This window comes from Tessaracoccus sp. MC1865 (genome assembly GCF_017815535.1).
In the GTDB taxonomy this organism is placed as follows: Bacteria; Actinomycetota; Actinomycetes; order Propionibacteriales; family Propionibacteriaceae; genus Arachnia.
Genome location: NZ_CP072596.1, coordinates 2178830 through 2205130, shown reverse-complemented (window position 1 = coordinate 2205130; position 26301 = coordinate 2178830). Strand labels below are relative to the sequence as shown.

19 protein-coding genes are annotated in these 26301 nt (G+C 65.4%); 13 read left to right on the top strand and 6 right to left on the bottom strand.

The features are described from left to right. Positions 1-132 precede the first annotated feature (132 nt). Positions 133-1602, top strand: a complete 1470-nt coding sequence (locus tag J7D54_RS10285) for an arylsulfatase (RefSeq protein ID WP_182763811.1) — start codon at positions 133-135, stop codon at positions 1600-1602. A gap of 140 nt (positions 1603-1742) precedes the next feature. Beyond that, the gene (locus tag J7D54_RS10280; RefSeq protein ID WP_182763810.1) at positions 1743-1889 is read left to right on the top strand and encodes a hypothetical protein; all 147 of its coding nucleotides are present in this window, start codon (positions 1743-1745) and stop codon (positions 1887-1889) included. A 117-nt stretch (positions 1890-2006) separates the two neighbouring features. Here the strand turns inward: J7D54_RS10280 and J7D54_RS10275 are convergent, their stop codons facing one another. Genes J7D54_RS10275 through J7D54_RS10265 form a run of 3 tightly spaced genes read right to left on the bottom strand, consistent with a single transcriptional unit; the run spans position 2007 to position 4623 of the window. Next, entirely contained in the window at positions 2007-2759 is a 753-nt protein-coding gene (locus J7D54_RS10275; RefSeq protein WP_182764231.1) for an amino acid ABC transporter ATP-binding protein, read from the bottom strand. 14 nt (positions 2760-2773) lie between these two features. Further along, positions 2774-3715 (bottom strand): amino acid ABC transporter permease, encoded by a 942-nt coding sequence (locus J7D54_RS10270; protein WP_256437877.1) that lies wholly within the window; start codon positions 3713-3715, stop codon positions 2774-2776. 5 nt (positions 3716-3720) lie between these two features. Then, positions 3721-4623 carry an ABC transporter substrate-binding protein gene (locus J7D54_RS10265; protein WP_182763809.1) on the bottom strand — a complete coding sequence of 301 codons (903 nt, stop codon included), beginning with the start codon at positions 4621-4623 and terminating at the stop codon, positions 3721-3723. 337 nt (positions 4624-4960) lie between these two features. Here J7D54_RS10265 and rplJ point away from each other — a divergent pair, with 337 nt between their 5' ends. From rplJ to rpoC, 4 genes are all read left to right on the top strand, one after another. Beyond that, positions 4961-5578: a 50S ribosomal protein L10 gene (gene rplJ, locus J7D54_RS10260; RefSeq protein WP_182763808.1), complete on the top strand. Its 618-nt coding sequence runs from the start codon at positions 4961-4963 to the stop codon at positions 5576-5578. Between the two features lie 45 nt (positions 5579-5623). Next, positions 5624-6022 carry a 50S ribosomal protein L7/L12 gene (gene rplL / locus J7D54_RS10255; protein WP_182763807.1) on the top strand — a complete coding sequence of 133 codons (399 nt, stop codon included), beginning with the start codon at positions 5624-5626 and terminating at the stop codon, positions 6020-6022. A gap of 273 nt (positions 6023-6295) precedes the next feature. Beyond that, entirely contained in the window at positions 6296-9769 is a 3474-nt protein-coding gene (gene rpoB / locus J7D54_RS10250) for a DNA-directed RNA polymerase subunit beta (RefSeq protein ID WP_182763806.1), read from the top strand. A gap of 136 nt (positions 9770-9905) precedes the next feature. Then, entirely contained in the window at positions 9906-13844 is a 3939-nt protein-coding gene (gene rpoC / locus J7D54_RS10245) for a DNA-directed RNA polymerase subunit beta' (RefSeq protein WP_182763805.1), read from the top strand. 307 nt (positions 13845-14151) lie between these two features. Here rpoC and mmsB read toward each other — a convergent pair whose 3' ends face one another. The 3 genes from mmsB to chvE form a co-directional block, all read right to left on the bottom strand. Beyond that, the gene (gene mmsB, locus J7D54_RS10240) at positions 14152-15342 is read right to left on the bottom strand and encodes a multiple monosaccharide ABC transporter permease (protein WP_182763804.1); all 1191 of its coding nucleotides are present in this window, start codon (positions 15340-15342) and stop codon (positions 14152-14154) included. 1 nt (position 15343) lies between these two features. Next, positions 15344-16879 (bottom strand): multiple monosaccharide ABC transporter ATP-binding protein, encoded by a 1536-nt coding sequence (gene mmsA, locus J7D54_RS10235; protein WP_209455107.1) that lies wholly within the window; start codon positions 16877-16879, stop codon positions 15344-15346. 76 nt (positions 16880-16955) lie between these two features. Further along, on the bottom strand, positions 16956-18095 hold the full coding sequence (chvE, locus tag J7D54_RS10230; RefSeq protein WP_182763803.1) for a multiple monosaccharide ABC transporter substrate-binding protein: 1140 nt from the start codon (positions 18093-18095) through the stop codon (positions 16956-16958). A gap of 1576 nt (positions 18096-19671) precedes the next feature. Here chvE and rpsL point away from each other — a divergent pair. The 7 genes from rpsL to J7D54_RS10195 all read left to right on the top strand — a co-directional run bounded on the left by rpsL (position 19672) and on the right by J7D54_RS10195 (position 26275). After that, entirely contained in the window at positions 19672-20043 is a 372-nt protein-coding gene (gene rpsL / locus J7D54_RS10225; RefSeq protein WP_076060716.1) for a 30S ribosomal protein S12, read from the top strand. Further along, the gene (gene rpsG, locus J7D54_RS10220) at positions 20043-20513 is read left to right on the top strand and encodes a 30S ribosomal protein S7 (RefSeq protein ID WP_182763802.1); all 471 of its coding nucleotides are present in this window, start codon (positions 20043-20045) and stop codon (positions 20511-20513) included. Before rpsL ends, rpsG begins: the two co-directional genes overlap by 1 nt. Positions 20514-20631: 118 nt before the next feature. Continuing rightward, the gene (gene fusA / locus J7D54_RS10215) at positions 20632-22677 is read left to right on the top strand and encodes an elongation factor G (protein WP_182764228.1); all 2046 of its coding nucleotides are present in this window, start codon (positions 20632-20634) and stop codon (positions 22675-22677) included. A gap of 77 nt (positions 22678-22754) precedes the next feature. Continuing rightward, positions 22755-23216 carry a GNAT family N-acetyltransferase gene (locus J7D54_RS10210; RefSeq protein ID WP_182763801.1) on the top strand — a complete coding sequence of 154 codons (462 nt, stop codon included), beginning with the start codon at positions 22755-22757 and terminating at the stop codon, positions 23214-23216. 182 nt (positions 23217-23398) lie between these two features. After that, complete coding sequence (gene tuf, locus J7D54_RS10205) at positions 23399-24592, top strand: elongation factor Tu (RefSeq protein ID WP_182763800.1); 1194 nt, start codon at positions 23399-23401, stop codon at positions 24590-24592. A gap of 761 nt (positions 24593-25353) precedes the next feature. Further along, positions 25354-25521: a hypothetical protein gene (locus J7D54_RS10200; RefSeq protein ID WP_182763799.1), complete on the top strand. Its 168-nt coding sequence runs from the start codon at positions 25354-25356 to the stop codon at positions 25519-25521. A 322-nt stretch (positions 25522-25843) separates the two neighbouring features. Beyond that, a complete protein-coding gene (locus J7D54_RS10195) occupies positions 25844-26275 on the top strand; it encodes a hypothetical protein (RefSeq protein ID WP_182763798.1) in 432 nt (143 codons plus the stop codon). The last annotated feature ends 26 nt before the right edge of the window (positions 26276-26301 follow it).

Sequence of the window (26301 nt, the reverse complement as noted above, 5' to 3'; positions counted from 1 at the left end):
GTCGGGCTTGACAGTGCTGCTGCGCACGGTGAATCGTCTAGCCAGCAGCATCGAGTGCACAGGAGCACAGCGCATGACCCCTCTTCTCGTCACCGGTCCGCCTTCACAGCCTCGTTCCGGGGCGGTGGGGGGATGACCGAGCGGACCAACATCATCCTGGTCTGCGTCGACCAGATGCGCGGTGACGCGATGTCCGGCGCCGGTCACCCCGTTGTCCAGACGCCCTACCTGGACACCCTGGCGGCCGAAGGAACGACGTTCCCGCACGCCTACTCGGCGGTGCCGACCTGCGTGCCGGCTCGGGTGGGGCTCATGACCGGCCTGAACCAGGAGTCGCACGGCCGGTACGGGTACCGCGAGGGGGTGGCCTTCAGCGACCTGTATGAGACCACGCTGCCCCGTGAACTCGGTCGGGCGGGATACCAGACGCAGGCCATCGGCAAGATGCACGTCTACCCCGAACGCGACCGCATCGGCTTCGACGATGTCAGGCTGCATGATGGCTTCCTGCACTTCGCCCGCCAGATGGCCGGGCGCAACCTGCAACTCATCGACGACTACAGCACCTGGTTGCGCAGGCAGCCGGGCATGGCGGCGGCCGCGGAAACCGATCACGGGGTGGGGTGCAACTCGATGATGGCCAGGCCGTGGGACAAGGATGAGGCCTACCACCCCACGTCGTGGATCATGTCTGAAGCCGTTGACTGGCTCCACCGCCGAGATCCTACGATGCCCTTCTTCCTGTATCTGTCCTTCCACCGCCCCCACGCACCCTACGACCCGCCTGCCTGGGCATTGGATCAGTACCTGGACGCTGACCTGGGGGAAGCGCCGGTAGGGGACTGGGTCGACCGGTTCGCCGACTACCGGCGTGACCATCTGGCAGACGCCTCCTTGGGGAAACAGCGACCTGAGGTGCGCCGTCGGGCCCTCGCCGGTTATTTCGGGCTCATCACCCAGATTGACCACCAACTCAACCGGATGGTCGAGGCGCTGAGCGACTTCGACCTCCTTCGCAACACCGCGATCATGTTCGTCTCCGATCACGGCGACATGCTGGGTGATCACCACTTCCACCGGAAGTCGGTCGGGTATGAGGGCAGCGCGCGCATCCCGTTCATCCTGCGCCTCCCCGGTGGCGAGAAGGTGGTGCCGAGCGTCGACGAGGTGGTGGAACTGCGCGACGTCATGCCGACGATCCTCGACATCGCCGGTGCCGAGATCCCCGAGTCGCTCGACGGCGCCAGTGTCCTGCCCCTGATCCGGGGCGAAGAGGTGTCATGGCGCGAGGAGATCCACGGCGAGCACACCTACAGCATGCAGGGGTGGGAGTCGATGCACTGGGTGACGGATGGCCACCGCAAGTTCGTATGGTGGTCCGGATCAGGCATCCAACAGTTCTTCGACCTCGACGCCGATCCCACCGAGCTGCAGGACCTCTCCCATGACGCAGCACGAGCGGACGAGTTGGGGCACTGGCGGCAGCGTCTGATCCGCTATCTCTCCGAGCGCGAGGAGGGGTTTGTCGTCGACGGTGAACTGGTCGTCGGGCGAGAGGTCCGCAGCGAGGCATCGTGGGTGGAGGAACGTGTGAGGCTCTGAGAGCCCACGTCGGGTACCGCAAATTACACCGGGGCAACTCACCCATTTGGATGTGTTGCCCCGCTCTGCAACACCGGAAAGCTAGTTGGGAAGAGCGGTACCCCGCTTGGAAAGACCATCAACCGAAGGGGTTGGCCATCATGGTAGTACTCGGAATCATCCTCCTCATCATTGGCCTGATCGCGAACATCTCGATCCTCACCTGGATCGGAATCATCCTGATCGTGGTTGGCCTGATCCTCAACTTCGTCCCCATGCGCGGCGGTAAGGGCACCAGGGTCTGGTAACCACCCCTGGTCCTACTCCGAGGCCCCGGCGATCTACGGATCGACCGGGGCCTTGTTGCGTGACGGCGGGTGAAGAATTCTCGCCGTGAGCGTCCGCAGTGACCAGGGGAGGGGGCCTCAGAGGACCTTGGCGAAGAACTCCGCGGTGCGCTGCTGTTGTGGGTTGTCGATGACATCGCGGGGGGTGCCGCGTTCGACGATCACGCCGTCGTCCATGAACACCACCTGGTCCGCGACCTCACGGGCGAAGCCGACCTCGTGCGTCACCACGACCATCGTCATGCCGCTGGCGGCAAGTTCTTTCATCACGCTGAGCACTTCGCCCACCAGCTCCGGGTCGAGCGCGGAGGTGGGCTCGTCGAACAGCATCAGGTCCGGCTGCATCGCGAGGGCGCGGGCTATGGCCACGCGCTGCTGCTGGCCACCGGAGAGCTGGGCGGGGTAGTGGTCGGCTCGGTCCGAGAGCCCGACGCGGGCCAGTTGCTCGTCGGCCAGCGTGGCGGCTTCGGCCTTCCCGAGGCCGCGGACCTGGCGCGGCGCTTCCATCACGTTCTCGCGCGCGGTCATGTGGGGGAAGAGGTTGAACCGCTGGAACACCATGCCGACGCGCTCGCGCTGCTTGGCGATCTGCTTGTCGCTGAGCCTGTGCAGCACCCCGTCGACCTCGCGGAGACCCATGAGGTCGCCGTCGACGTAGAGGCGGCCGGCGCTGATCTGTTCCAGTTCGTTGATGCAGCGGATGAGGGTGGATTTGCCGGAGCCTGAGGGCCCCAGCACGACGCACACCTCGCCCCTCTGCACCTGGAGGTCGATGCCCTTGAGGACGTGCAGTTCACCGAAGAACTTGTGCACGCCCTGGATGTCGACCATGGGGGTCGTGGTGGTCACGGGGTCACCTCCAGATTGGGGTCTTCATGGACGGTACCGGAGGCGAGGATGGCCTGCTGCTTCTTCGAGACGCCCTTGGCCTTGCCTCCGCCGGCGGTCTCCGAGTTGTCGAAGCCCCGGCCGTAGTAGCGCTCCAGGCGTGCCTGCCCCACCATCAGCACCGAGGTGATGCTCAGGTACCAGATGGCGGCGACGATCAGCAGCGGCACGGGCAGGAAGCTCTTGTTACCGATGGCGTTGGTGACGAACGTCAGCTCCAGCGAGAACGGCACTGCCAGCACGAGCGAGGTGGTCTTCAGCATGGAGATGGTCTCGTTGCCCGTGGGCGGCACGATCACCCGCATGGCCTGCGGGATGACGATGCGACGAAGCGTCGTCGAGCGCTTCATGCCCAGCGCTGTCGACGCCTCCCACTGACCCTTGTCGACGGAGCTGAGCCCGCCGCGCACGATCTCAGAGAGGTAGGCGCCCTCGTTGAGGCCCAGACCGAGCACGGCTGCGACGGTGGCGTTGATCACGTCCTGCGTGTCGAACTGCAACCATTCGGGGCCGAACGGCACCCCCATCCGGGGGTACAGCACCGCGATGAGGCCCCAGAACACCAGCTGGGTGTAGATGGGGGTCCCGCGGAAGAACCAGATGTAGACGTAGGCCACGGCGCGCAGGATGGGATTGGTGCCCATCCGCATGATGGCGGTGGTGACCGCCAGCAGGATGCCGAGCGCCATGGCCAGCACCGTCAGGATGAGGGTCCAGCCCACACCGGAGATGACCCGCGCGTCGAACAGGTACTGGCCGACCACGTCCCAGCGGTAGTTGGGGTTCGTGAACAGGCTGTAGACCAGAAGGGCGAACAGCACCAGGACGATGGCCGCCCAGATCCAGACGCTGGGTCTGGGCACAGGGCGCGCGCGGATCAACTCCGGTCGGGTGGGCACGGGGATCAGCCCTCCGGGTTCAGTTCAGCAGTGTCCAGCGCGGCCTCGTCGACACCCCAGGAGTCGAGGATGGCCTGCCAGGTGCCGTCGTCCATGAGGTGCTGCATGGCCTTCTGCACGGCTTCGGTGAGGGCCGCATCGTCCTGCGGCACGACGATGCCCTGCGGGGCCGCGTCGCGGACGTCACCGACGACCTCGAGCTGGTCACCGGTGATGGCCACGGAGTAGCTGGCCACGGTGGAGTCGGCGTAGAAAGCGTCGGCCTTGCCGCCCACCACATTGGTGGTCACGTCGCTCTGCCGGGGGTAGGAGAGGACCTCGATGGCGTCCTTGCCGGCGGCGGCGCACTCCTCGTTGAACATGCCGAGCTCCTCCTCCTGCCATGTGCCGGTCTGGACCCCGATGGCCTTGCCGCACACGTCGTCGGGGTTGAGGCCGTCGGGGTTTCCCTTCTTGACGGCGAAGCTGGACCCGACCGTGATGTAGCTGATCATGTTGTAGCTGGCGGTGCGCTCGGGGGTGATGGTGAACGACGAGATGCCGATGTCGTACTTCGAGCCCATGCCGGCCAGCAGCGAGGCGAACTCGCCGTCGACGACCTCGGCCTTGAGGCCCAGCACGTTGCCGAGCGCCTTGCTGAGGTCGACGTCGTAGCCGATGGCGGTCTGCAGGTCATCGGCGCGGAACTCGGCCGGGGCGTAGTCCACGGCGGCACCGACGACCAGGGTGCCCTTGTCGGCGACGGCGGCGGGCAGCAGGGCCGCGATCTCGTCCACCTTCTGGACGCCGGACACGTCGTGGCTGCGGTCCGTGGAGTCGGCGGCGTCGGCCGGCCCGGAGGCGTCCTGCCCGCCACAGGCGGTCAGCGTGAGTGCGGCCAGCAGGCTGGCGGCGAGGATTCGGCGCATGTCAGTTCTTCTCTCAAGGCGGAGACGGGATGATTCAACTGCCAAATCTTAATGGACGAGGCCTCTGGGACTGCATTGGGTGCGGCCCCAGGGGTGGCCGGCGCCGACGATTTGGCGCCCGGGTGGGCATCCGGTATCGTTTCGGGAGCCGAAGACCGCAGGTGGCTCAACAGCCATAAAGCCACATGGCACCCGCGCAGGTGAACGTGAGAAGAATAGGTTATACCTGTCCGCCCCGCGCCGCCTGAGCGCCGGGGCGTTTTTGTGTCTTGCGTCACTTCGGCCCTCGGGCCGCCCGTCACGGCGGGCAGAGGTGTTAGACCGGAAGGAGACTCATATGGCGAGGCCGGATAAGGCTGCCAAGGTTTCGGAACTGGCTGAGGCTTTCAGCAAGTCCGAAGCGGCAGTGCTGACCGAGTACCGCGGTCTCACCGTGGCGCAGCTCAAGCAGCTGCGCCGTTCGCTCGGTGAGAACGCCACCTACGCCGTTGCGAAGAACACCCTGACGGCGATCGCTGCCAAGGAAGCCGGAATCGAAGGGCTCGACGAGACCCTCACCGGCCCCACGGCTATCGCTTTCGTCACGGGTGACATCGCAGCCGCCACCAAGGGGCTGCGTGACTTCGCGAAGGCAAATCCGTCTCTGGCAATCAAGGGTGGTGTCCTGGAAGGCAAGTTCCTCGACGCCCAGGCTGTTCTGAAGCTGGCCGACCTCGAATCCCGCGAGGTTCTGCTGGCCAAGATGGCAGGCGCGCTCCAGGCCAACCTGGCCAAGGCCGCCTACATGCTGGCTGCCCCGCTGTCGCAGGGCGCTCGCGTGCTCGGCGCGCTGCGCGACGCCGCACAGGCTGACCCCTCCTTGATCGGTGGTGCTGGCTCCGCGCCGGCCACCGAAGCCACGGACGAGACCCCCGCCGCGGAAGCGGCACCTGAAGCAGCGGAAGCTGCGGAATAACAACACTGTTCCGCACGCTGCGGACCAATCTGAAAGGAAAGCCTCATGGCTAAGCTCAACAACGAAGAGCTCCTTGACGCCTTCAAGGAGATGACCCTCATCGAGCTCTCCGAGTTCGTGAAGCTGTTCGAAGACACCTTCGGCGTGACCGCCGCTGCTCCGGTGGCCGTTGCGGCCGCTCCGGCTGCCGCTGCCGGCGACGCCGCTGGCGACGGCGACGAGGAAGCTGCCTCCGACAAGGTCGACGTCATCCTGACCTCGGGCGGCGAGAAGAAGATCGCCGTCATCAAGGAGGTGCGCGCTCTGACCTCCCTCGGCCTGAAGGAGGCCAAGGACCTCGTCGAGGGTGCTCCGAAGCCGGTGCTCGAGGGCGTCGACAAGGACACCGCTGCCAAGGCCAAGGAGGCCCTCGAGGCCGCCGGCGGTACCGTCGAGTTCAAGTGATCTAGAGTCACCAACTCTTCCGACGGCCCGTCCCCGCGAGGGGGCGGGCCGTTTTCACTTGCCACCGCCAGCCGGAGCGGTATCATCGGTCCCGCGAGGTCGACGTCGACCCTTCCACCGCAGGCCGAAATCCGGGGGCCGGCGGTTGTTGCCGTCCGCGGCTATTTGATCTATAGTGGTTCTTTGCCCCGCTATGCGTTGCGCCCGTGATTTGACACGGGCAGTTCGCCATGCACGGATATTTGCTTCAAGCGTTCTTGGAAGGACCCAATCTTGGCCGCCTCGCGCTCTGCGTTGAAGAACACCAATGTCGTCTCGTCCACCGGTCGTATCTCGTTCGCGAAGATTCACGAGCCTCTGGAGGTTCCCAACCTCCTGGACCTGCAGATCGACGCATACAACTGGCTGATCGGGAATGAGACCTGGCGGGCGAAGGTCGAAGAGCAGCTCGCTGCCGGCCGCACCGACGTCAACACCCGCTCCGGCCTGGAAGAGATCTTCGCCGAGATCTCACCCATCTCCGATTTCCAGGACTCGATGCAGCTGTCGTTCCGCGACCACCGCTTCGAGGAGCCCAAGTGGACGATCGAGGAGTGCAAGGACCGCGACACCACCTACGCGGCACCGCTCTTCGTCACCGCTGAGTTCACCAACAATGAGACCGGTGAAATCAAGTCCCAGACCGTCTTCATCGGCGATTTCCCCCTGATGACGGACCGTGGCACCTTCATCATCAACGGCACCGAGCGTGTCGTCGTCTCGCAGCTCGTGCGCTCGCCCGGCGTCTACTTCGAGCAGACCCCCGACAAGACCTCGGACAAGGACATCTTCTCCTGCAAGGTCATCCCGTCGCGTGGCGCGTGGCTCGAGTTCGAGATCGACAAGCGCGACATGGTCTTCGTGCGCCTGGACCGCAAGCGCAAGCAGAACGTCACCGTCCTGCTCAAGGCGCTCGGCTGGACAGAAGACCGCATCCTCTCTGAGTTCGGCGACGCGGAGTCCATGCGGCTGACGCTCGAGAAAGACACCGTCAAGACGCAGGACGAGGCACTCCTCGACATCTACCGCAAGCTCCGTCCGGGCGAACCCCCGGCACGTGACGCTGCGCAGCAGCTGCTCGAGAACTACTACTTCAACGACAAGCGCTACGACCTGGCGAAGGTCGGCCGCTACAAGATCAACAAGAAGCTCGGCCTCGAGCTCCCGTTCGATCAGCAGGTGCTCACCGAGGACGACATCTCCGCAGCCATCGGCTACATCGTCGCCCTGCACGAGCACAAGGAATTCCTGGGTGACCTCCCCGTCGAGGCCGACGACATCGACCACTTCGGCAACCGTCGTCTCCGCACCGTGGGCGAGCTGATCCAGAACCAGCTCCGCACCGGCCTGGGCCGCATGGAGCGCGTCGTGCGCGACCGGATGACCACGCAGGACATCGAGGCCATCACGCCGCAGACGCTGATCAACATCCGCCCGGTGACCGCGGCGCTGAAGGAGTTCTTCGGAACCTCGCAGCTGTCGCAGTTCATGGACCAGAACAACCCGCTCGCCGGCCTGACGCACAAGCGTCGTCTGTCCGCGCTGGGCCCCGGTGGTCTCTCCCGTGACCGCGCAGGCATGGAAGTCCGAGACGTCCACCCGTCGCACTACGGCCGCATGTGCCCCATCGAGACCCCTGAAGGCCCGAACATCGGCCTCATCGGCTCGCTGGCCTCGTTCGCCCGAGTCAACGCGTTCGGCTTCATCGAGACCCCGTACCGCAAGGTCGTCGACGGTCACGTGACGGATCAGATCGACTACCTCACCGCTGATGAGGAGGACCGCTACTCGATCGCGCAGGCCAACGCCGCAGTGAACGAGGACGGCCGCCTGACGGAGGAGCGCGTGCTCGTCCGCCTGAAGCACGGCGACGCCGACGAGGTCCCCGTCGCCGAGGTCGAGTACATGGACGTGTCCCCGCGCCAGATGGTCTCCATCGCCACGGCGCTGATCCCGTTCCTCGAGCACGACGACGCCTCGCGTGCCCTCATGGGCGCCAACATGCAGCGCCAGGCGGTGCCCCTGCTCCGCAACGAGTCACCCGTGGTGGGTACCGGTATGGAATACCGCGCCGCCGTCGACGTCGGTGACGTCACCCTGGCCCGCAAGCCCGGCGTCGTGAGCTCCGTCTCGGCAGATCTCCTGGAGATCGCCAACGACGACGGTACGTACTCCAGCTTCAAGCTGGACAAGTTCGTCCGCTCCAACGCGGGCACCTGCATCAACCAGCGTCCGCTGGTCGGCCCGGGCGACCGGGTCGAGATCGGCACCCCGCTGGCAGACGGCCCCTGCACGGACCAGGGTGAACTGGCACTCGGCAAGAACCTCCTCGTGGCCTTCATGCCGTGGGAGGGCCTCAACTACGAGGACGCCATCATCCTGTCGCAGCGCATCGTGCAGGACGACGTCCTCACCTCGATCCACATCGAGGAGCATGAGGTCGACGCCCGCGACACCAAGCTGGGCGCCGAGGAGATCACCCGCGAGATCCCCAACGTTTCCGACGAGATGCTGGCTGATCTCGACGAGCGTGGCATCGTGCGCATCGGCGCCGAGGTCTCCGCCGGCGACATCCTGGTGGGCAAGGTCACGCCCAAGGGCGAGACCGAGCTCACGCCGGAGGAGCGCCTGCTGCGCGCCATCTTCGGCGAGAAGGCCCGCGAGGTGCGCGACACGTCGCTCAAGGTTCCCCACGGCGAATCCGGCACCGTCATCGGCGTGCGCGTGTTCAACCGCGAGGACGACGACGAACTGCCCCCCGGCGTGAACCAGCTGGTTCGCGTGCACGTGGCCCAGAAGCGCAAGATCTCCGACGGCGACAAGCTCGCCGGCCGCCACGGCAACAAGGGCGTCATCTCGAAGATCCTTCCGGTGGAGGACATGCCGTTCCTCGAGGACGGCACCCCCGTCGACATCGTGCTGAACCCGCTGGGTGTGCCCTCGCGAATGAACGTGGGCCAGGTCCTCGAGAACCACCTCGGCTGGATCGCCAAGACCGGGTGGGACATCACCGGGGTCCAGGAGGAATGGGCCCAGCGCCTCCGTGACGTCGGCCTCGGCCACGTCGACGGCGACGCCAAGGTCGCCAGCCCCGTGTTCGACGGTGCCAACGAGGAGGAGATCGCTGGTCTCCTCGCCAACTCGCTGACCACCCGCGACGGAGACCGCCTGGTGGACTCCACTGGCAAGGCCCGCCTCTTCGACGGCCGCTCCGGCGAGCCGTACCCGGAGAAGATCGGCGTGGGCTACATGTACATGCTGAAGCTCCACCACCTGGTCGACGACAAGATCCACGCGCGTTCGACCGGCCCGTACTCGATGATCACCCAGCAGCCGCTCGGCGGTAAGGCCCAGTTCGGCGGCCAGCGCTTCGGTGAGATGGAAGTGTGGGCCCTCGAGGCCTATGGTGCCGCCTGGGCGCTGCAGGAACTGCTCACCATCAAGTCCGATGACGTGCCTGGCCGCGTCAAGGTCTACGAGGCGATCGTCAAGGGGGAGAACATCCCCGAGCCGGGCATCCCTGAGTCCTTCAAGGTGCTCGTCAAGGAAATGAAGTCCCTCTGCCTGAACGTAGAGGTGCTCTCCGACGACGGAACCGTCATCGACCTGACCGATTCGGAGGACGACATGCGTTCGGCCGAAGACTTCGGTATCGATCTCGGTCGCCGTCCCGGTAGCGACAACTTCATGGACGTCGGCGAAGTCTGATCCGCGGGGGGCTGCGCCCCACGTGAGCCCACCAGCGGAGCTTGCTTCGCTCGCACACACTTGAAATCCGAGACTGGCGAGATCGCCGTTGTCTCACAGGCGCCTACTGCCGAAGTAGGGGAAAGAGAAGCCAAACGTGCTGGACGTGAACTTCTACGATGAACTCCGGATCGGTCTCGCGAGCACCGAGCAGATCCAGAAGTGGTCCGAGGGCGAGGTCAAGAAGCCCGAGACCATCAACTACCGAACCCTCAAGCCGGAGCGTGACGGCCTCTTCTGCGAGAAGATCTTCGGCCCCACCCGTGACTGGGAGTGCTACTGCGGCAAGTACAAGCGCGTCCGCTTCAAGGGCATCGTCTGCGAGCGCTGTGGCGTCCAGGTGAGCCGGAGCAACGTGCGTCGCGAGCGCATGGGGCACATCGAGCTGGCCGCGCCCGTGACCCACATCTGGTACTTCAAGGGTGTCCCCAGCCGTCTCGGCTACCTGCTGGACATCGCTCCGAAGGACCTCGAGAAGGTCATCTACTTCGCCGCGCACATGATCACCTCCGTCGACGAGGAGGGCCGCCACCGCGACCTCTCCTCGCTGCAGGCGAAGGTCGAGGCTGAGTCCAAGCAGGTCGCCGGCAAGCGTGACGCGGACATCGAAACCCGCATGCGCAAGCTGGAAGAGGACCTGGCCGCTCTTGAGGAAGAGGGCGCCAAGGCCGACGTCAAGCGCAAGGTGCGCGAGGCCGGCGAGAAGGAAGCCAACCTCATCCGCACCCGTGCGCAGCGTCAGCTGGACCGCATCGACGAGGTGTGGCAGCGGTTCAAGGGCCTGAAGGTCCAGGACCTCGAGGGCGACGAGATCCTCTACCGCGAGATGAAGAAGCGCTTCGGCAAGTACTTCGAGGGTTCCATGGGCGCCGAGGCGATCCAGCGGCGCCTGCAGGACTTCGACCTGAAGGCCGAGTCCATCTCGCTGCGCGAGACCATCGCCACGGGCAAGGGCCAGCGCAAGACGCGTGCCCTGAAGCGCCTCAAGGTGGTCAGCGCCTTCCTCAACGGCCAGAACGCGCCGTCGTCGATGGTGCTGGACGTCGTCCCGGTCATCCCCCCGGACCTGCGCCCCATGGTGCAGCTCGACGGTGGCCGCTTCGCCACCTCGGACCTCAACGACCTGTACCGCCGCGTCATCAACCGCAACAACCGTCTCAAGAGGCTGATCGACCTCGGTGCACCCGAGATCATCGTCAACAACGAGAAGCGGATGCTGCAGGAGGCCGTCGACTCGCTGTTCGACAACGGCCGTCGTGGCCGTCCCGTCACCGGGCCGGGCAACCGCCCGCTGAAGTCGATCTCCGACATGCTCAAGGGCAAGCAGGGTCGCTTCCGTCAGAACCTCCTGGGCAAGCGCGTCGACTACTCGGGCCGCTCGGTCATCGTGGTCGGTCCTCAGCTGAAGCTGCACCAGTGCGGTCTGCCGAAGGCCATGGCGTTGGAGCTGTTCAAGCCGTTCGTGATGAAGCGTCTCGACGACCTGAACCACGCCCAGAACATCAAGGCCGCCAAGCGCATGGTGGAGCGTCAGCGCCCCGTCGTGTGGGACGTCCTCGAAGAGGTCATCACCGAACACCCCGTGCTGCTGAACCGTGCACCAACCCTGCACCGCCTCGGCATCCAGGCGTTCGAGCCCCAGCTCATCGAGGGCAAGGCCATCCAGATCCACCCGCTCGTCTGCACGGCGTTCAACGCCGACTTCGACGGTGACCAGATGGCCGTGCACCTCCCGCTGTCGGCCGAGGCCCAGGCTGAGGCACGCGTGCTGATGCTCTCGACCAACAACATCCTGAAGCCGGCAGACGGCCGCCCCGTGACCATGCCCACGCAGGACATGATCATCGGTCACTACTTCCTCACCTCCGAACGTGAGGGCAAGGGACAGGGCCGGCTCTTCTCGTCGCTGGCCGAGGCCATCATGGCCTTCGACCGCGGCGACCTGTCGATCGGCGCCAGGTGCCGCATCGTGCTGCGTGACGTCGTCGTGGACGGCGTCGAGCCCCGCCCCGACGGTTCGGTGCTGGTGGAAACCACGCTCGGTCGCGCCCTCTTCAACGAGGCGCTGCCGGAGGACTTCCACTACGTCAACACCGTCGTCGGCAAGCGTGTCTTGGGCCCGATCATCAACGAGTTGGCGGAGACGTACCCGAAGGTCAAGGTCGCGGCTGCGCTCGACAACCTGAAGGACGTGGGCTTCAAGTGGGCGTCGCGCTCCGGCGTGACGGTGTCCATCTCGGATGTCCAGACCCCGCCGCAGAAGGCCGAGATCCTTGACGTCTACGAGCGTCGCGCGACCAAGATCGACACGCTCTACGACCGCGGTCAGCTGACCGAGGACGAGCGTCGGTCCGAGCTGATCGGCATCTGGGGTGACGCCACCACGGAACTCACGGAGGCCATGAAGGCGAACTTCACGACCGAGAACCCCATCTTCATGATGGTGGACTCGGGCGCTCGAGGAAACATGACGCAGATGCGCCAGATCGCCGCCATGCGAGGACTCGTGGCCAACCCGAAGGGCGAGATCATCGCCCGCCCGATCAAGTCCAACTTCCGCGAAGGCCTGTCGGTGCTCGAGTACTTCATCTCGACGCACGGTGGCCGAAAGGGCCAGGCCGACACCGCTCTGCGCACCGCAGACTCCGGTTACCTCACCCGTCGTCTGGTCGACGTCTCGCAGGACGTGATCATCCGCGAGGAAGACTGCGGCACCGAGCGTGGCCTCTCCAAGGTCATCGCCAAGTGGACCACCGCAGGTGCGGACGAGACGGGCCGCCCGATCGAGATCCCCGCCGAGCCGTTCGCCAAGGGCGCCTCCGTGGAGACCCCGGTCGACGTGGAGACCGCCGTCTACGCACGCTCGCTGGCCGTCGACGCCGTCGACGCCAAGGGCAACGTGCTGGTCCAGGCCGGAACCGACCTGGGCGACGCCGAGATCCTCAAGCTGGTCGAGGCCGGGGTCACCACGGTCAAGGTCCGCTCCGTGCTCACCTGTGAGTCGGCTGCCGGCACCTGTGCCATGTGTTACGGCCGTTCGCTGGCCTCCGGCAAGCTCGTGGATGTCGGCGAGGCCGTCGGTATCGTCGCTGCCCAGTCCATCGGCGAGCCCGGTACCCAGCTGACGATGCGTACCTTCCACACCGGTGGTGTGGCTGGCGACGACATCACGCAGGGTCTGCCGCGTGTCACGGAGCTCTTCGAGGCCCGCCAGCCCAAGGGCAAGGCACCGATCGCAGAGGCCGACGGCGTCGTGCGGATCGAGGACGGTGACCGTTCGCGCAAGATCGTCATCGTGCGTGACGACGGTGGTGAGGACCTGGAGTACCCGGTCGGCCGCCGCACCCGCCTCGAGTTCGAGGACAACACGGGTCAGCGCATCCACATCCAGGACGGCGTCCGCGTGTCGATCGGTCAGCAGTTGACCGCCGGCCAGGTGGACCCGCAGGACGTGCTTCGCGTGCGTGGTCTCCGCAAGGTGCAGGAGCACCTCGTGGAGGAGGTCCAGCGTGTGTACCGCACGCAGGGCGCCCCCATCCACGACAAGCACATCGAGATCATCATCCGGCAGATGCTGCGTCGCGTGACCGTCATCGACTCGGGTGAGACCGACATGATGCCGGGCGAGCTCGTGGACCGTCCCAGCTACGAGGCCTCGAACCGTCGGGCGCTCTCCGAGGGTGGCAAGCCCGCCGAGGGTCGTCCGGTGCTGATGGGTATCACCAAGGCGTCGCTCGCGACGGAGTCGTGGCTGTCGGCCGCGTCCTTCCAGGAGACGACCAAGGTCCTCACGGATGCCGCCATCCAGGGCAAGAGCGACAAGCTCCTGGGCCTGAAGGAGAACGTCATCCTCGGCAAGCTGATCCCGGCCGGCACCGGTCTCGAGCGTTACCGCAACATCCGGGTTGAGCCCACCGAAGAGGCCCGCGCCACCGCCTACACGATGAGCTACGACCCGTATGACTACGCGTTCGGCTCTGACGTGGTCGGCCCGGCCGTGCCTCTCGACGAGATGGACTTCGGCGAGATTCGCTGAACCTGATCCGAGGCGGTAGGCAACCAACCGCGGTTCTCACGGTCCTCGCAACACCCAACGTTTTGGGAGTTGCGGGGACCGTGTTCTTTTGTGGAGTTGCACGGCCGAGTCCTTCGGTTGCGCAGCGCCGCGTGTCGCGGCTGAGGCTGCTCGCCGGAACGGTTCGAGCGCTGACCACGCACAACGCCCGGCTGGGACGAGCCAGCCGGGCGTGTGCATGATGTGCATCGGATCACCTACAGCAGGTGTTGTGAGGGCCACGAGGATCCGCTTACCGGTCTCCCGCCCTGCTGCAGTGTCCGGGCAGTTACCCCTTGGACACTGCGCGCCGCTTGTTCACGAGGTCGAACGCAACGGCGAGGAGGAGCACGAGGCCCTTGACGACCTGCTGAGTGGGTGCCTCCACGCCGAGCAGCTGCATGCCATTGGTCATGACTGCCATGATCGTGCCACCGATGATGGCGCCGACGACCCGGCCGACGCCGCCGGTGACGGCTGCGCCACCGATGAAGCAGGCGGCGATCGCATCGAGTTCGATGCCGTTGCCGGCGGCGGGCTGCGCACCGTTCGCGCGCGAGGAGTAGATGATGCCCGCAATGGCCGACAACAGACCCATGTGCACGTACACGAGCATGATGGTGCGCTTCACGTTGACGCCCGAAAGGCGGGCCGCATGGATGTTGCCGCCGATGGCGTAGGTGTGGCGACCGTAGACCGTGTTCTGCGACAGGTAGGCGTAGAGCAGGATCAGGGCGGCCAGGATGAACAACACGATCGGGAAGCCCCGGCTCACCGAGAGCTGGAAGGCGAAGAAGAGCACCGCTACGGCGATCGCGGCGAACTTCGCGACCATCAGGCCTGCTTTCTCCACGGGCTGCTCATACTGGATGCGGGCCGCGCGGGTACGCAGCGCGCTGAAGATGAACCCGGCCACCGCCAAGATGCCGACAAGCAGCGTGAAGACGTCCACGTTCTTGCCGAAGATGGGGACTGTACCGAAGAGTCCTTGGAGGAACCCCGTGGCGATCTGCTTGTACTCGTTGCTCATGGGGGACAGCGAAATGGACCCCAGCACCATGAACGTCGCGCCACGGAACAGCAGCATGGAGGCCAGCGTCACAATGAAGCCGGGGATGCCGACGTAAGCCACCCAGAAGCCGTGCCAGAGGCCGATCAGCAGGCCGACGGCGAGCCCGGCGATCACCGCGACCCACCACGCCTGCCCCATCTTGATCACGAGGGTTGCCGCGATGGCACCCACGAGCGCGATCACGGATCCCACGGACAGGTCGATGTGACCCACGACGATGACGAACAGCATGCCGATCGCCAACACCAGGATGTAGGAGTACTGCAGCACCAAGTTGGTCACGTTGGGAGGGCTGAGCAGGAGGCCCTTCGTCCAGACTTGGAAGAGGATGACTATGGCCACCAGGGCCAGGAAGATGCCGCTCTGGCGGAGGTTCACCGCCCCCAGCATGTTCTTGACGCTTGCCATGTCAGACAGCCTCCCTTTCCTTGGTCATGAGTGTCATGAGGTTCTCCTGGTTTGCTTCGCCGCGATCCAGGACGCCGGTGATGCGCCCGAAGGCCAGCGTGTAGATGCGGTCGCAGATGCCTAGCAGTTCGGGCAACTCGGACGAGATCACGATGACAGCCTTGCCTGCGTCGGCGAGTGAGTTGATGATGGTGTAAATCTCATATTTCGCGCCGACGTCGATTCCTCGGGTCGGCTCGTCGAGGATGAGCACCTCGGGTTCGGTCATCATCCACTTGGAGAGGACGACCTTCTGCTGGTTACCGCCGGACAGTTGCCCTGCGATCGTCATCACCGACGGCGCCTTGATGCGCATGCTGCCCCGGAATTGCTCGGCGCGCTTGATCTCCTCGTTGGCATTGACCGACCCGAGAGGAGTCTTGAGCCGGTCGAGGGAGGCGGCGGAGATGTTGCGGCGGATGTCGTCGATCAGGTTGAGGCCGAACCGTTTGCGGTCCTCTGTGGCGTATGCCAAGCCGGCGTTGATCGCCTGGTGTACGGAGGAGAGGTCAACCTCCTTGCCCTGCAGGTACGCCTTTCCGCTGACCTTGTGGCCCCACGCCTCGCCGAAGACGCTCATGGCGAGTTCGGTGCGGCCCGCGCCCATGAGGCCGGCGATGCCGACGATCTCGCCGGCGCGGACGTTGAGGCTGGCGTCGTCGATGGTCTTGCGCCCCGGGATGGTGGGGTGCATGACGGACCAGTCCTCGATGCGGAAAAGTTCCTCGCCGATCTTTGGCTCGTGGGCGGGGTAGAGATGCTCGAGGTCGCGACCGACCATGCCCTTGATGATGCGGCTCTGCTGCATCTCCGGGCCCTTCTGGATGGTCTCGATCGTCATTCCGTCACGGATGATCGTGTTGGCGTCGGCAATGGAGATGATCTCGTTGAGCTTGTGCGAGATCATGATCGACGTGATGCCCTCATCGCGCAGTTGCCGCAGCAGGCCGAGGAGGTGCGCCGAGTCCGTGTCGTTGAGGGCGGCGGTGGGCTCGTCGAGGATCAGTAGCTTGACCTTCTTGGAGAGCGCCTTCGAGATCTCCACCAACTGCTGCTTGCCCACTCCGATGTCCTGGATGAGGGTGGTGGGGTTCTCGTCGAGGCCCACCTGGCGCAGCAGTTGGGCGGCGCGCTGGTTGGTCTTGTGCCAGTTGATGCGGCCGCTCTCCGCCTGCTCGTTGCCGAGGAAGATGTTTTCCGCAATGGACAGTTGGGGGACCAGCGCCAACTCCTGGTGGATGATGACGATGCCCTTGGCTTCGGACTGGTTGATCGAGTTGAACTTGACCTCTTCGTCATCGAAGAAGATCTGGCCATCGTAGGTACCGTGCGGGTAGACGCCGGACAGCACCTTCATGAGGGTGGACTTGCCGGCTCCGTTCTCACCGCAGATGGCGTGGATGTCGCCCCGCCGCACGCTGAGATTCACGTCTGACAGCGCCTTCACACCGGGGAATTCCTTGGTGATGTTGCGCATCTCGAGAATGATGTCGCTCAAGGTATGCCTGCTTTCAATTGGGATGGGGCCGGCGGTTGTATTCAACCACCGGCCCCATCGCGTCAGTTACCGGGGATCAGGCAACGCCGGAGTCGACCTGCTCCTGGGTCCAGTAGCCGGTGTCCACAAGGGCCTCGGTGACGTTGTCCTTGGTGACGGTGGTGACGTCGAGGAGGTACGAGGGCACGACCTTCACGCCGTTGTCGTAGGTCTCGGTGTCGTTGGCCTCGGGCTCGTTGCCCTGGAGCAGCGCGACGGCGGCCTTGACGGCCTGCTCGGCCAGGAGACGGGTGTCCTTAAAGATCGTCGAGTACTGGATGCCGTCGTTGATGAGCTTGACCGAGGCGATCTCGGCGTCCTGACCGGTGACGATCGGGAAGGTGTCACCGCTGTAGCCGTTGTTCTCCAGGGCGGTGATGATGCCGCGCGAGAGACCGTCGTAGGCGGACAGCGCGCCGTGGAGCTTCTTGTCGCTGTAGTTGGCGGTGAGGAGGTCCTCCATGCGCTTCTGCGCGGTCTCCTGCTGCCAACGGAGGATGGCGGCCTGCTCGATGGAGGTCTGGCCCGACGGGACGACGTACTCGCCCGCATCGATCTTCGGCTGCAGGACCGACATGGCGCCGTCGAAGAAGAAGTGGGCGTTGTTGTCGTCCAGCGATCCGGCGAACAGCTCGATGTTGGCGGGCTTCTCGGCGCTGAAGCGCTCAGCGAGGCCGTCGATGAGGGACTGGCCCTGAGCGACGCCCACCTTGAAGTTGTCGAAGGAGACGTAGAAGTCGACGTTCTCCGAGTCGCGGATCAGACGGTCGTACGAGATCACCTTGATCCCGGCTGCGGCCGCCGCATCCAGCTGCGGTGCGAGCGCGGTGCCGTCAATGGCGGCGATGATGAGGACCTTGACGCCCTGGGTGATCATCTGGTCGACCTGCTGCGACTGGGTCGGGATGTCATCGTTGGCGAACTGCAGGTCGACCTCGAAGCCGGCCTCCTCGAGCTGCGACTTGACGGCGTCGCCGTCGGCGATCCAGCGCTCCGAGGTCTGGGTGGGCATCGAGACGCCGACCTTGCCGCCGGCTGCCGCTTCCCCTCCGCCGGCGCTGGCGGAGGTAGTCGGATCGGTACCGGTTTCGGCGGTGTCATTTCCGCAGGCGGCCAGACCGAGGACGGCAACGCTGGCAGCGCCCAGCCCGATGAACCCGCGACGATTGAGCTTCATTATCGTTTCCTCCTAGAAACGGTTCAGTGGAGGCCAACTCTGGCCATCCCTGGGTGGGGCTCTGATGCCCTCTCCGACGAATCGGCATGGTGTGACACGGGGCGGCATACGAGGACCCGTGAAACGGTTTTCTTTGTCACATGGTGCTCAACTCAGAGGCCCCCGTCAACGTGAATCGCGCAATCGATCAGTCTCGGTTTCATAACGAATCCCTGGCCCACCCCGACTGCTGATCGAGGTGGCGCTGCGGTACCATCCGCGCCCTGCGCAGACGCGTTCGAGCCGATCGGTCCCGCCCCGAACCCGGTGCTGAAGGCCGAGCTGCCGTTGGCTGTGTTGCTCAAGGTGGGTGAGCACATCGCCCCGACCTGCAGACACGAGGAACCCCGGGATGGTGTCTTGGGGCGTCGAAAGGATTCATGGTGAAATCACTGGCTCGGTGTTTTGTGAGACGCGCGCCGGGCAGAGGCCGAGGAGTACCGGGACTCCTTCAATGAGACGGCTGAGTACATCCGCAGCCACGGTGAGTGGCCGGCCGCGTGGGGCTCCATGACGGTGATGCACGGTTCAGCTGATGGCTATGACAGGGACGTGCTGATCGGCGCCTGGAACAACGGTTGGTACGGGACGGACAGTGCAGAGGCAGACGGCTACCAACACATCAACATGAACGGCTCCACCCTCTATGTGGTTGCCGTTCACGAACTACCACGGCGAAGGCCTCAACAACCAGCGTCTCTATGACGTGTGCCTGCCCAACCGGCTCGACGCCACCGACATCGTGCCGGCGGGTGGCCCAACGGCGCCTGGTTCGCGGTGTGGAACGACCTGGTGGACGCCGACTCCACCGAACTCGACGTCGACGGTCTGATCGAGGATTCCTTCCCTGTCATCTCCCAGAAGACGTGGAATGCACAGACCCCGACGCGCACCTACGCCGACGTTCACCGCGGGGATCCGCGGGATCGGGCGGGGCCCCGGTCTGACCAGCATCGGTGCGGTGTCGCAGCCCGGTACCGTAGAGCGGAGCCGCAATGCCAGTGTCACCGCTTCGTCCAGCACTCCAGAGGGTCCCGCTGCGGCGCTCACCGACGGCAGCCGCACGGTCGTCAGGGATGACCACGTGCGAGCTGTATTCGCAGACGGAGCGGTGCGGCACCGAGGTCTGGGCGACGGTGGTCACGGTTGAGAACGGCGAGTTCGTCCCGGAGTCGGGGTGGGCGTTCAACAACGTGAGTATCTGCGGTGAGCAGGCCTTCCCTACGGGAGGGTGGCCGGCCTGTGTGACGGGGAGCTGGCGGCACCTCACTGGGGGGTGCCATGGTGGTACGCGGGATTTTTGACCCTCAGGCACCGGTGGAGTAATCTTGGCAAGCGTGCCCGGACTAGGGCGCGATTGTGCGTGCCCTGGCATGACGGTCAGTTCCTAAACGTTGCGAGGAACCCTGACGCGTGCGGAGTTCGCACGGCAGCCAACTGTGTTTCTGCCCGGAACGGTGACCCGGAAAGATGACACGGAGACCTGCGCCAGGGAAACCCCCGCCAATATCCAGACAACGAAAGTGAAACCAAACAGGTGCCAACTATTCAGCAGCTGGTCCGGAAGGGCCGCAGGGACAAACCGTCCAAGAGCAATACGCCCGCGCTGAAGGGCTCGCCCCAGCGTCGCGGCGTGTGCACTCGCGTGTACACCACCACGCCGAAGAAGCCGAACTCCGCGCTCCGTAAGGTCGCGCGTGTGCGTTTGAGCTCCGGCATCGAAGTCACCGCCTACATCCCGGGCGTCGGCCATAACCTCCAGGAGCACTCGATGGTGCTCGTCCGCGGTGGTCGTGTGAAGGACCTCCCCGGTGTGCGCTACAAGATCGTCCGCGGCTCGCTCGACACCCAGGGTGTCAAGGGCCGCAAGCAGGCCCGCAGCCGCTACGGCGCCAAGAAGGAGAAGTAATGCCTCGCAAGGGTCCCGCCCCGAAGCGTCCCGTGGTCATCGACCCCGTCTACGGTTCGCCGCTCGTTTCGCAGCTCGTCTCCAAGATCCTGCTCGACGGCAAGAAGTCCGTCGCCCAGGGCATCGTCTACGACGCCCTCGAGGGCACCCGCGCCAAGACCGGTACCGATCCGGTCCAGACGCTGAAGAAGGCTCTCGACAACGTCAAGCCTTCGATCGAAGTCAAGTCCCGTCGCGTCGGCGGCGCCACCTACCAGGTGCCGATCGAGGTCAAGCCCGGCCGTCAGAACACTCTGGCGATGCGTTGGCTCGTCAGCTTCTCCCGCGCTCGTCGCGAGAAGACGATGACCGAGCGTCTCATGAACGAGATTCTCGACGCCTCGAACGGTCTGGGTGCTTCCGTGAAGCGCCGCGAGGACACGCACAAGATGGCCGAGGCCAACCGCGCCTTCGCCCACTACCGCTGGTGATTCAACTGCCCCCGTACCGCAGGGTACGGGGGCTCTCACCGTCTAACGACCTGACTCTTCGATACTCGAGAAGGACCGAACTGTGACCGACCTGAACAAGGTTCGCAACATCGGCATCATGGCGCACATTGATGCCGGCAAGACCACCACGACCGAGCGCATCCTGTTCTACACCGGCAAGAACCACAAGATCGGTGAGACCCATGACGGCGCGGCCACCATGGACTGGATGGAGCAGGAGCAGGAGCGCGGCATCACGATCACGTCCGCCGCGACGACCTGTTTCTGGCACGACCACCTGATCAACATCATCGACACCCCCGGCCACGTGGACTTCACGGTCGAGGTCGAGCGTTCGCTCCGCGTCCTCGACGGCGCCGTTGCGGTGTTCGACGGCGTGGCCGGCGTCGAGCCGCAGTCGATGACCGTGTGGCGCCAGGCCACCAAGTACGGCGTGCCGCGCATCTGCTACATCAACAAGCTCGACCGCACCGGCGCCTCGTTCAGCCACGTCGTCAAGACGATCCGCGAGCGCCTCAACACCGATCCGGTGCTGCTGCAGCTGCCCATCGGCTCCGAGGGTGACTTCCTGGGCGTCGTCGACCTCGTGGAGATGCGCGCGCTGACGTGGCGCGGCGAGACCGCCATGGGCGAGGACTACGACGTCGAGGAGATCCCCGCCCAGCTCCGGGCCGAGGCCGAGGCTGCCCACGCCACGCTCATCGAGCGGGTGGCGGACGTGGACGACGACATCATGGAGTTGTACCTGGAAGGCGAGGAGCCCTCGGTCGCGCAGGTCAAGGCGGCCATCCGTAAGGGCGTCATCACCAACGCGTTCACCGCCGTGGTCTGTGGCACCTCGTTCAAGAACAAGGGCGTGCAGCCCCTGCTCGACGCGGTCGTCGCCTACCTGCCGTCGCCGCTCGACGTGCCCGCCATCGACGGCTTCAAGCCCGGCCACGAGGACGTCAAGCTCGAGCGTCACCCCTCCGACGACGAGCCGCTGTCGACCCTCGCCTTCAAGGTCGCCGCCGATCCGCACCTGGGTCGCCTGACCTTCGTGCGCGTCTACTCCGGCGTCCTGCAGTCTGGTTCGCAGGTCCTCAACTCGACCAAGGGCCGCAAGGAGCGCATCGGCAAGATCTACCAGATGCACGCCAACAAGCGTGAGGAGATCCCCTCCATCGGTGCCGGCATGATCTGCGCGGTCATGGGGCTCAAGGACACCACCACCGGCGAGACCCTGTGCGACCCGGTCAACCCCATCGTGCTGGAGTCGATGACCTTCCCGAACCCCGTCATCGAGCAGGCGATCGAGCCGAAGACGAAGTCGGACCAGGAGAAGCTGTCGCACGCCATCCAGCGTCTCGCGGAGGAGGACCCCACCTTCCGGGTCCACACCGACGAGGAGACCGGGCAGACCATCATCGCCGGTATGGGTGAGCTGCACCTCGACGTCCTGATCGACCGCATGAAGCGGGAGTTCAAGGTCGAGGCGAACATCGGCAAGCCGCAGGTCGCGTACCGCGAGACCCTGCGCCGCAAGGTGCAGAAGGTCGAGTACACGCACAAGAAGCAGACCGGTGGCTCCGGCCAGTTCGCGCGCGTCATCATCGACCTCGAGCCCACCGAGCCCGGCTCCGGCTACGAGTTCGTCAACGCCGTCACCGGCGGCCGCATCCCCCGCGAGTACATTCCCGCGGTGGACGCCGGCGTCAAGGAGGCCCTGCAGTTCGGCGTGCTCGCCGGCTACCCGGTCGACAACATCAAGGTGACGCTGACCGACGGCGCCTACCACGACGTCGACTCCTCGGAACTGGCGTTCAAGCTCGCCGGCTCCATGGCGTTCAAGGAAGCCGCCCGCAAGGCGGACCCGGCGATCCTGGAGCCCATCATGGCCGTCGAGGTCACCACGCCCGAGGATTACCTGGGCACCGTCATCGGTGACCTGAACTCGCGTCGTGGCTCGATCCAGTCCATGGATGAACTGCACGGCAACCGCGTCGTCAAGGCACTCGTGCCGCTGTCGGAGATGTTCGGCTACGTGGGTGACCTGCGCTCGAAGACCTCGGGCCAGGCCAACTACTCGATGGAATTCGATTCCTACGCTGAGACCCCGAAGAACATCATGGAAGAGATCGTCGCCAAGGCGAAGGGCGAGTAACACTCGGCCCCACGATGTGTGAGACCGGCCGGGAGCGAGAGCTCCCGGCCGGTTTTCTATACAGTGACGCTGTGGACATGCGGATCAGGACCTGGAGCGAACTGGGCAAGGACGAGTTTTTCGACATCGCCGTGCTGCGCTCGGTGGTGTTCTACGTGGAGCAGCGTGCCGACGTCCAGGATTTCGACGCGCACGACCGCGCACCGCAGACGCTGCACTACGCCATCCACGACGACGGGGGAGCGGCGGCCTACCTGCGCACGCTGCGGCTGGCCACGCCGGAACACGGCGCCTCCTGGGCCCTGGGCCGGGTGGCGGTGCGGAGCGACCGGCGAGGTGAGGGCCTGGCCCGCGTGCTCCTCCGGGAGGCCGTGGACCGCCGGGGTGCCGAGCCGATCGTGTTGCACTCCCAGACCTACGTCCAGGCCCTGTATGCGGGCTTCGGGTTCGAGCCGGTGGGGGAGCCGTTCGACGAGGCCGGGATCGCACACATCACGATGGTGCGGCCCTCACCCTGGGGCCACCAGGGCCAGATATGAGCCCCGCCGCGCCGCTGCTTGAGCATGTTCGCTAGACTGACCGATCAGTGTGGGCACCGCTGGTTTGACTATCGGCGCTCACTGGACAAAAATGAATGAGTCCCTTGTGCCCTACCGGCATCGGGAACCCCAAAAATCTAGAGCTGCGCAGAGTGCGTGGCGAGATCCAAGAAGGAGCCCTCGTGGCAAAGGCCAAGTTTGAGCGGACCAAGCCGCACTGCAACATCGGCACCATCGGACACGTCGACCACGGCAAGACCACTCTCACCGCGGCGATCACGAAGGTGCTGCACGACGCGTACCCGCAGTGGAACTCTGCCTCGGCGTTCGACCAGATCGACAAGGCGCCCGAAGAGCGCCAGCGTGGTATCACCATTTCGATCTCGCACGTCGAGTACCAGACCGAGAAGCGTCACTACGCGCACGTCGACTGCCCCGGACACGCTGACTACGTCAAGAACATGATCACCGGTGCGGCTCAGATGGACGGCGCCATTCTCGTGGTCGCCGCCACCGACGGCCCGATGGCTCAGACCCACGAGCACATTCTCCTGGCTCGCCAGGTTGGCGTGCCGGCGATCGTCGTCGCGCTCAACAAGTGCGACATGATCGACGATGACGACGCTGACCTCATCGACCTGGTCGAGATGGAACTCGACGAGATCCTGAGCGCTCAGGGCTTCGAAGACACCAAGATCGTCCGCGTTGCCGCGTTCCCCGCCCTGAACGGCGACGAGAAGTGGGGCAAGTCGGTTCTCGAGCTCATGGAGGCCGTGGATGAGTACATCCCGCAGCCCGAGCGCGACACCGACAAGCCGTTCCTGATGCCCGTTGAGGACGTCTTCACGATCACCGGTCGTGGCACCGTCATCACCGGCCGCATCGAGCGCGGCATCGTCAACACCGGCGACACCGTCGACATCATCGGCATCCGCGAGCAGAAGCAGACCAGCACCGTCACCGGTGTTGAGATGTTCCGCAAGATCCTCGACGAGGGTCGCGCTGGCGAGAACGTCGGCCTGCTGCTCCGCGGCACCAAGAAGGAAGACGTCGAGCGCGGCATGGTCGTCATCAAGCCGGGCTCGACCACCCCGCACACCGACTTCGAGGCGAACGTCTACGTGCTGAACAAGGAAGAGGGCGGCCGTCACAAGCCGTTCTTCTCGAACTACTCCCCGCAGTTCTACTTCCGCACCACCGACGTGACCGGCGTCGTCCAGCTCCCCGCTGGCACCGAGATGGTCATGCCCGGCGACAACACGGAGATGACCGTGCACCTCAACAAGCCGATCGCCATGGAGGAGAACCTCAAGTTCGCCATCCGTGAAGGCGGCCGTACCGTCGGTGCAGGCAACGTCACCAAGATCCTCAAGTGATCTGATCTACTGATCCCGCGAAGGGGCCGCACAGGTTGGCTGTGCGGCCCCTTCGCCGTTCCCGCCTCCTCTGCTGGCTCCGCCCCGAAGCGGCATGACGCCGAACCCGTGGGTGGGCTTCGTCCTCGCCGGAGAAAATGAGGGCGGCCGGGGACGCCGTCGGACGGGGAACGCCATGCGATCTCACTGCATCACCGTCACACGGGCGCCCAGACCACCGTCGACCTCATGCTCGACGGGGTCGCCATGCCCCCGGTCACGGGCCCGCAACCCCTCGTGATCGCCAGCAGCTTTCCGTGCACTTCAGCGTCACCTCTGCGCGACGTCAACTTCCGCCAGCCCGGCGACTCCTGGCGCTCGACCTCGGCCTTCGCCTACCTCATCCAGGTGTCCGACGACAAAGGTGAGGTCCTCATCGAGAACTCCAGCTCGGCTTCGCCCACGACGACCCGATCAACGTGCACGGCACCTACGCGCAGGTGGAGGCGGTCGTCGGCCCCGGCGGACATCTGCGTCGGTTGGCCGCAACTCCGTCCTGCTGCTGAACGTGCCCCCGACGATGGAGGGTCGATTGTCGCATTCCAACGTCGACGCGATCATGGACTTTGCACAGCTGCGTCGCAAGGCGTTCGGCAACGACCTCGCGCGCGGACGCGCGGTCACCGTCGGTGGTGGGAGCACCCAGGACATCACCGACGGCAACAGCCGCTCGTCGTGGGTCTCCGACGGCGGCGATGACATCACGCCGATGCTGATCGACCTTGGCTCGCCAGAGCGTCAACCGTATCAGCCTCAGCGAGGACGCCGCGGACCACGGCCAGCAGATCCGCGAGGTCAAGGTCGAGACGAAGGTGGCCGGCAACTGGCAGCAGATCGCACCGGACGTGCCGTCGGTGTCAACCGCATCTGGCGCCTTGACACCCCCGTGACCGCCCACCGAGTTCTGCGGCACCGTACCCTCGGCATGCGGCACCTACGGCATCGTGAGCCTTTCGCTCTACCAGACCCTGGAGCAGGACCCCGGTCGGTCGTACCTGGTGATCACGACGGGATCGTCCGCGGTGCCGTAGGCCCGCAGACGGGGGCTGATGTCGTCGCACGACGTGCCCGACGTGAAGATGGCAATGATGTCTTCGCGGCAGTCGTCCGCGCTGACCCCGACGAAGTTTCCAGTCTCGAAGGGGCCACCTTCGCAGGTGGCGACCGGATCCTGACGAACGCAGCCGAAGTGACCGATAAGGCCCCCCGGCCGTGGCGCAGCCTGAGCCCCTCGTCGACGTGCCGCTCCCGGCCCTCGTGGAGGTCACCCCGGCGGTGGTCGACCCCGGACAGGAGGTGACGGTGACCGGCGTCGGCTTCGAGGCGGACACCACCGTGACCCTCACCCTGGGATCGCACTCGGCGACCACCACGGCCGACGCCCTGGGCCGCATCTCGGCGGTCCTGCAGGTGCCTGCCACGGCGGGGGAGGCGGTGCTCAGCGCCAGCGACGGCACCACCGTCGGCTCCGCCACGCTCACTGTGCGTGAGCCCGGCGGCGCAGGACACCTCGGCGCCACGGACCAGTCGCTGCCGCTGAGCTACGTGCTCGACGGCGCACCCGCCTGGCTGTCCTCAACAGCAACGGTCTCATCAGCGGCACGGCGGCGGGCAGGGACAGCTTCCAGGTCGAGGTCGTGGTGACCGAGGCCGCCGGCAACCCTGCCGAG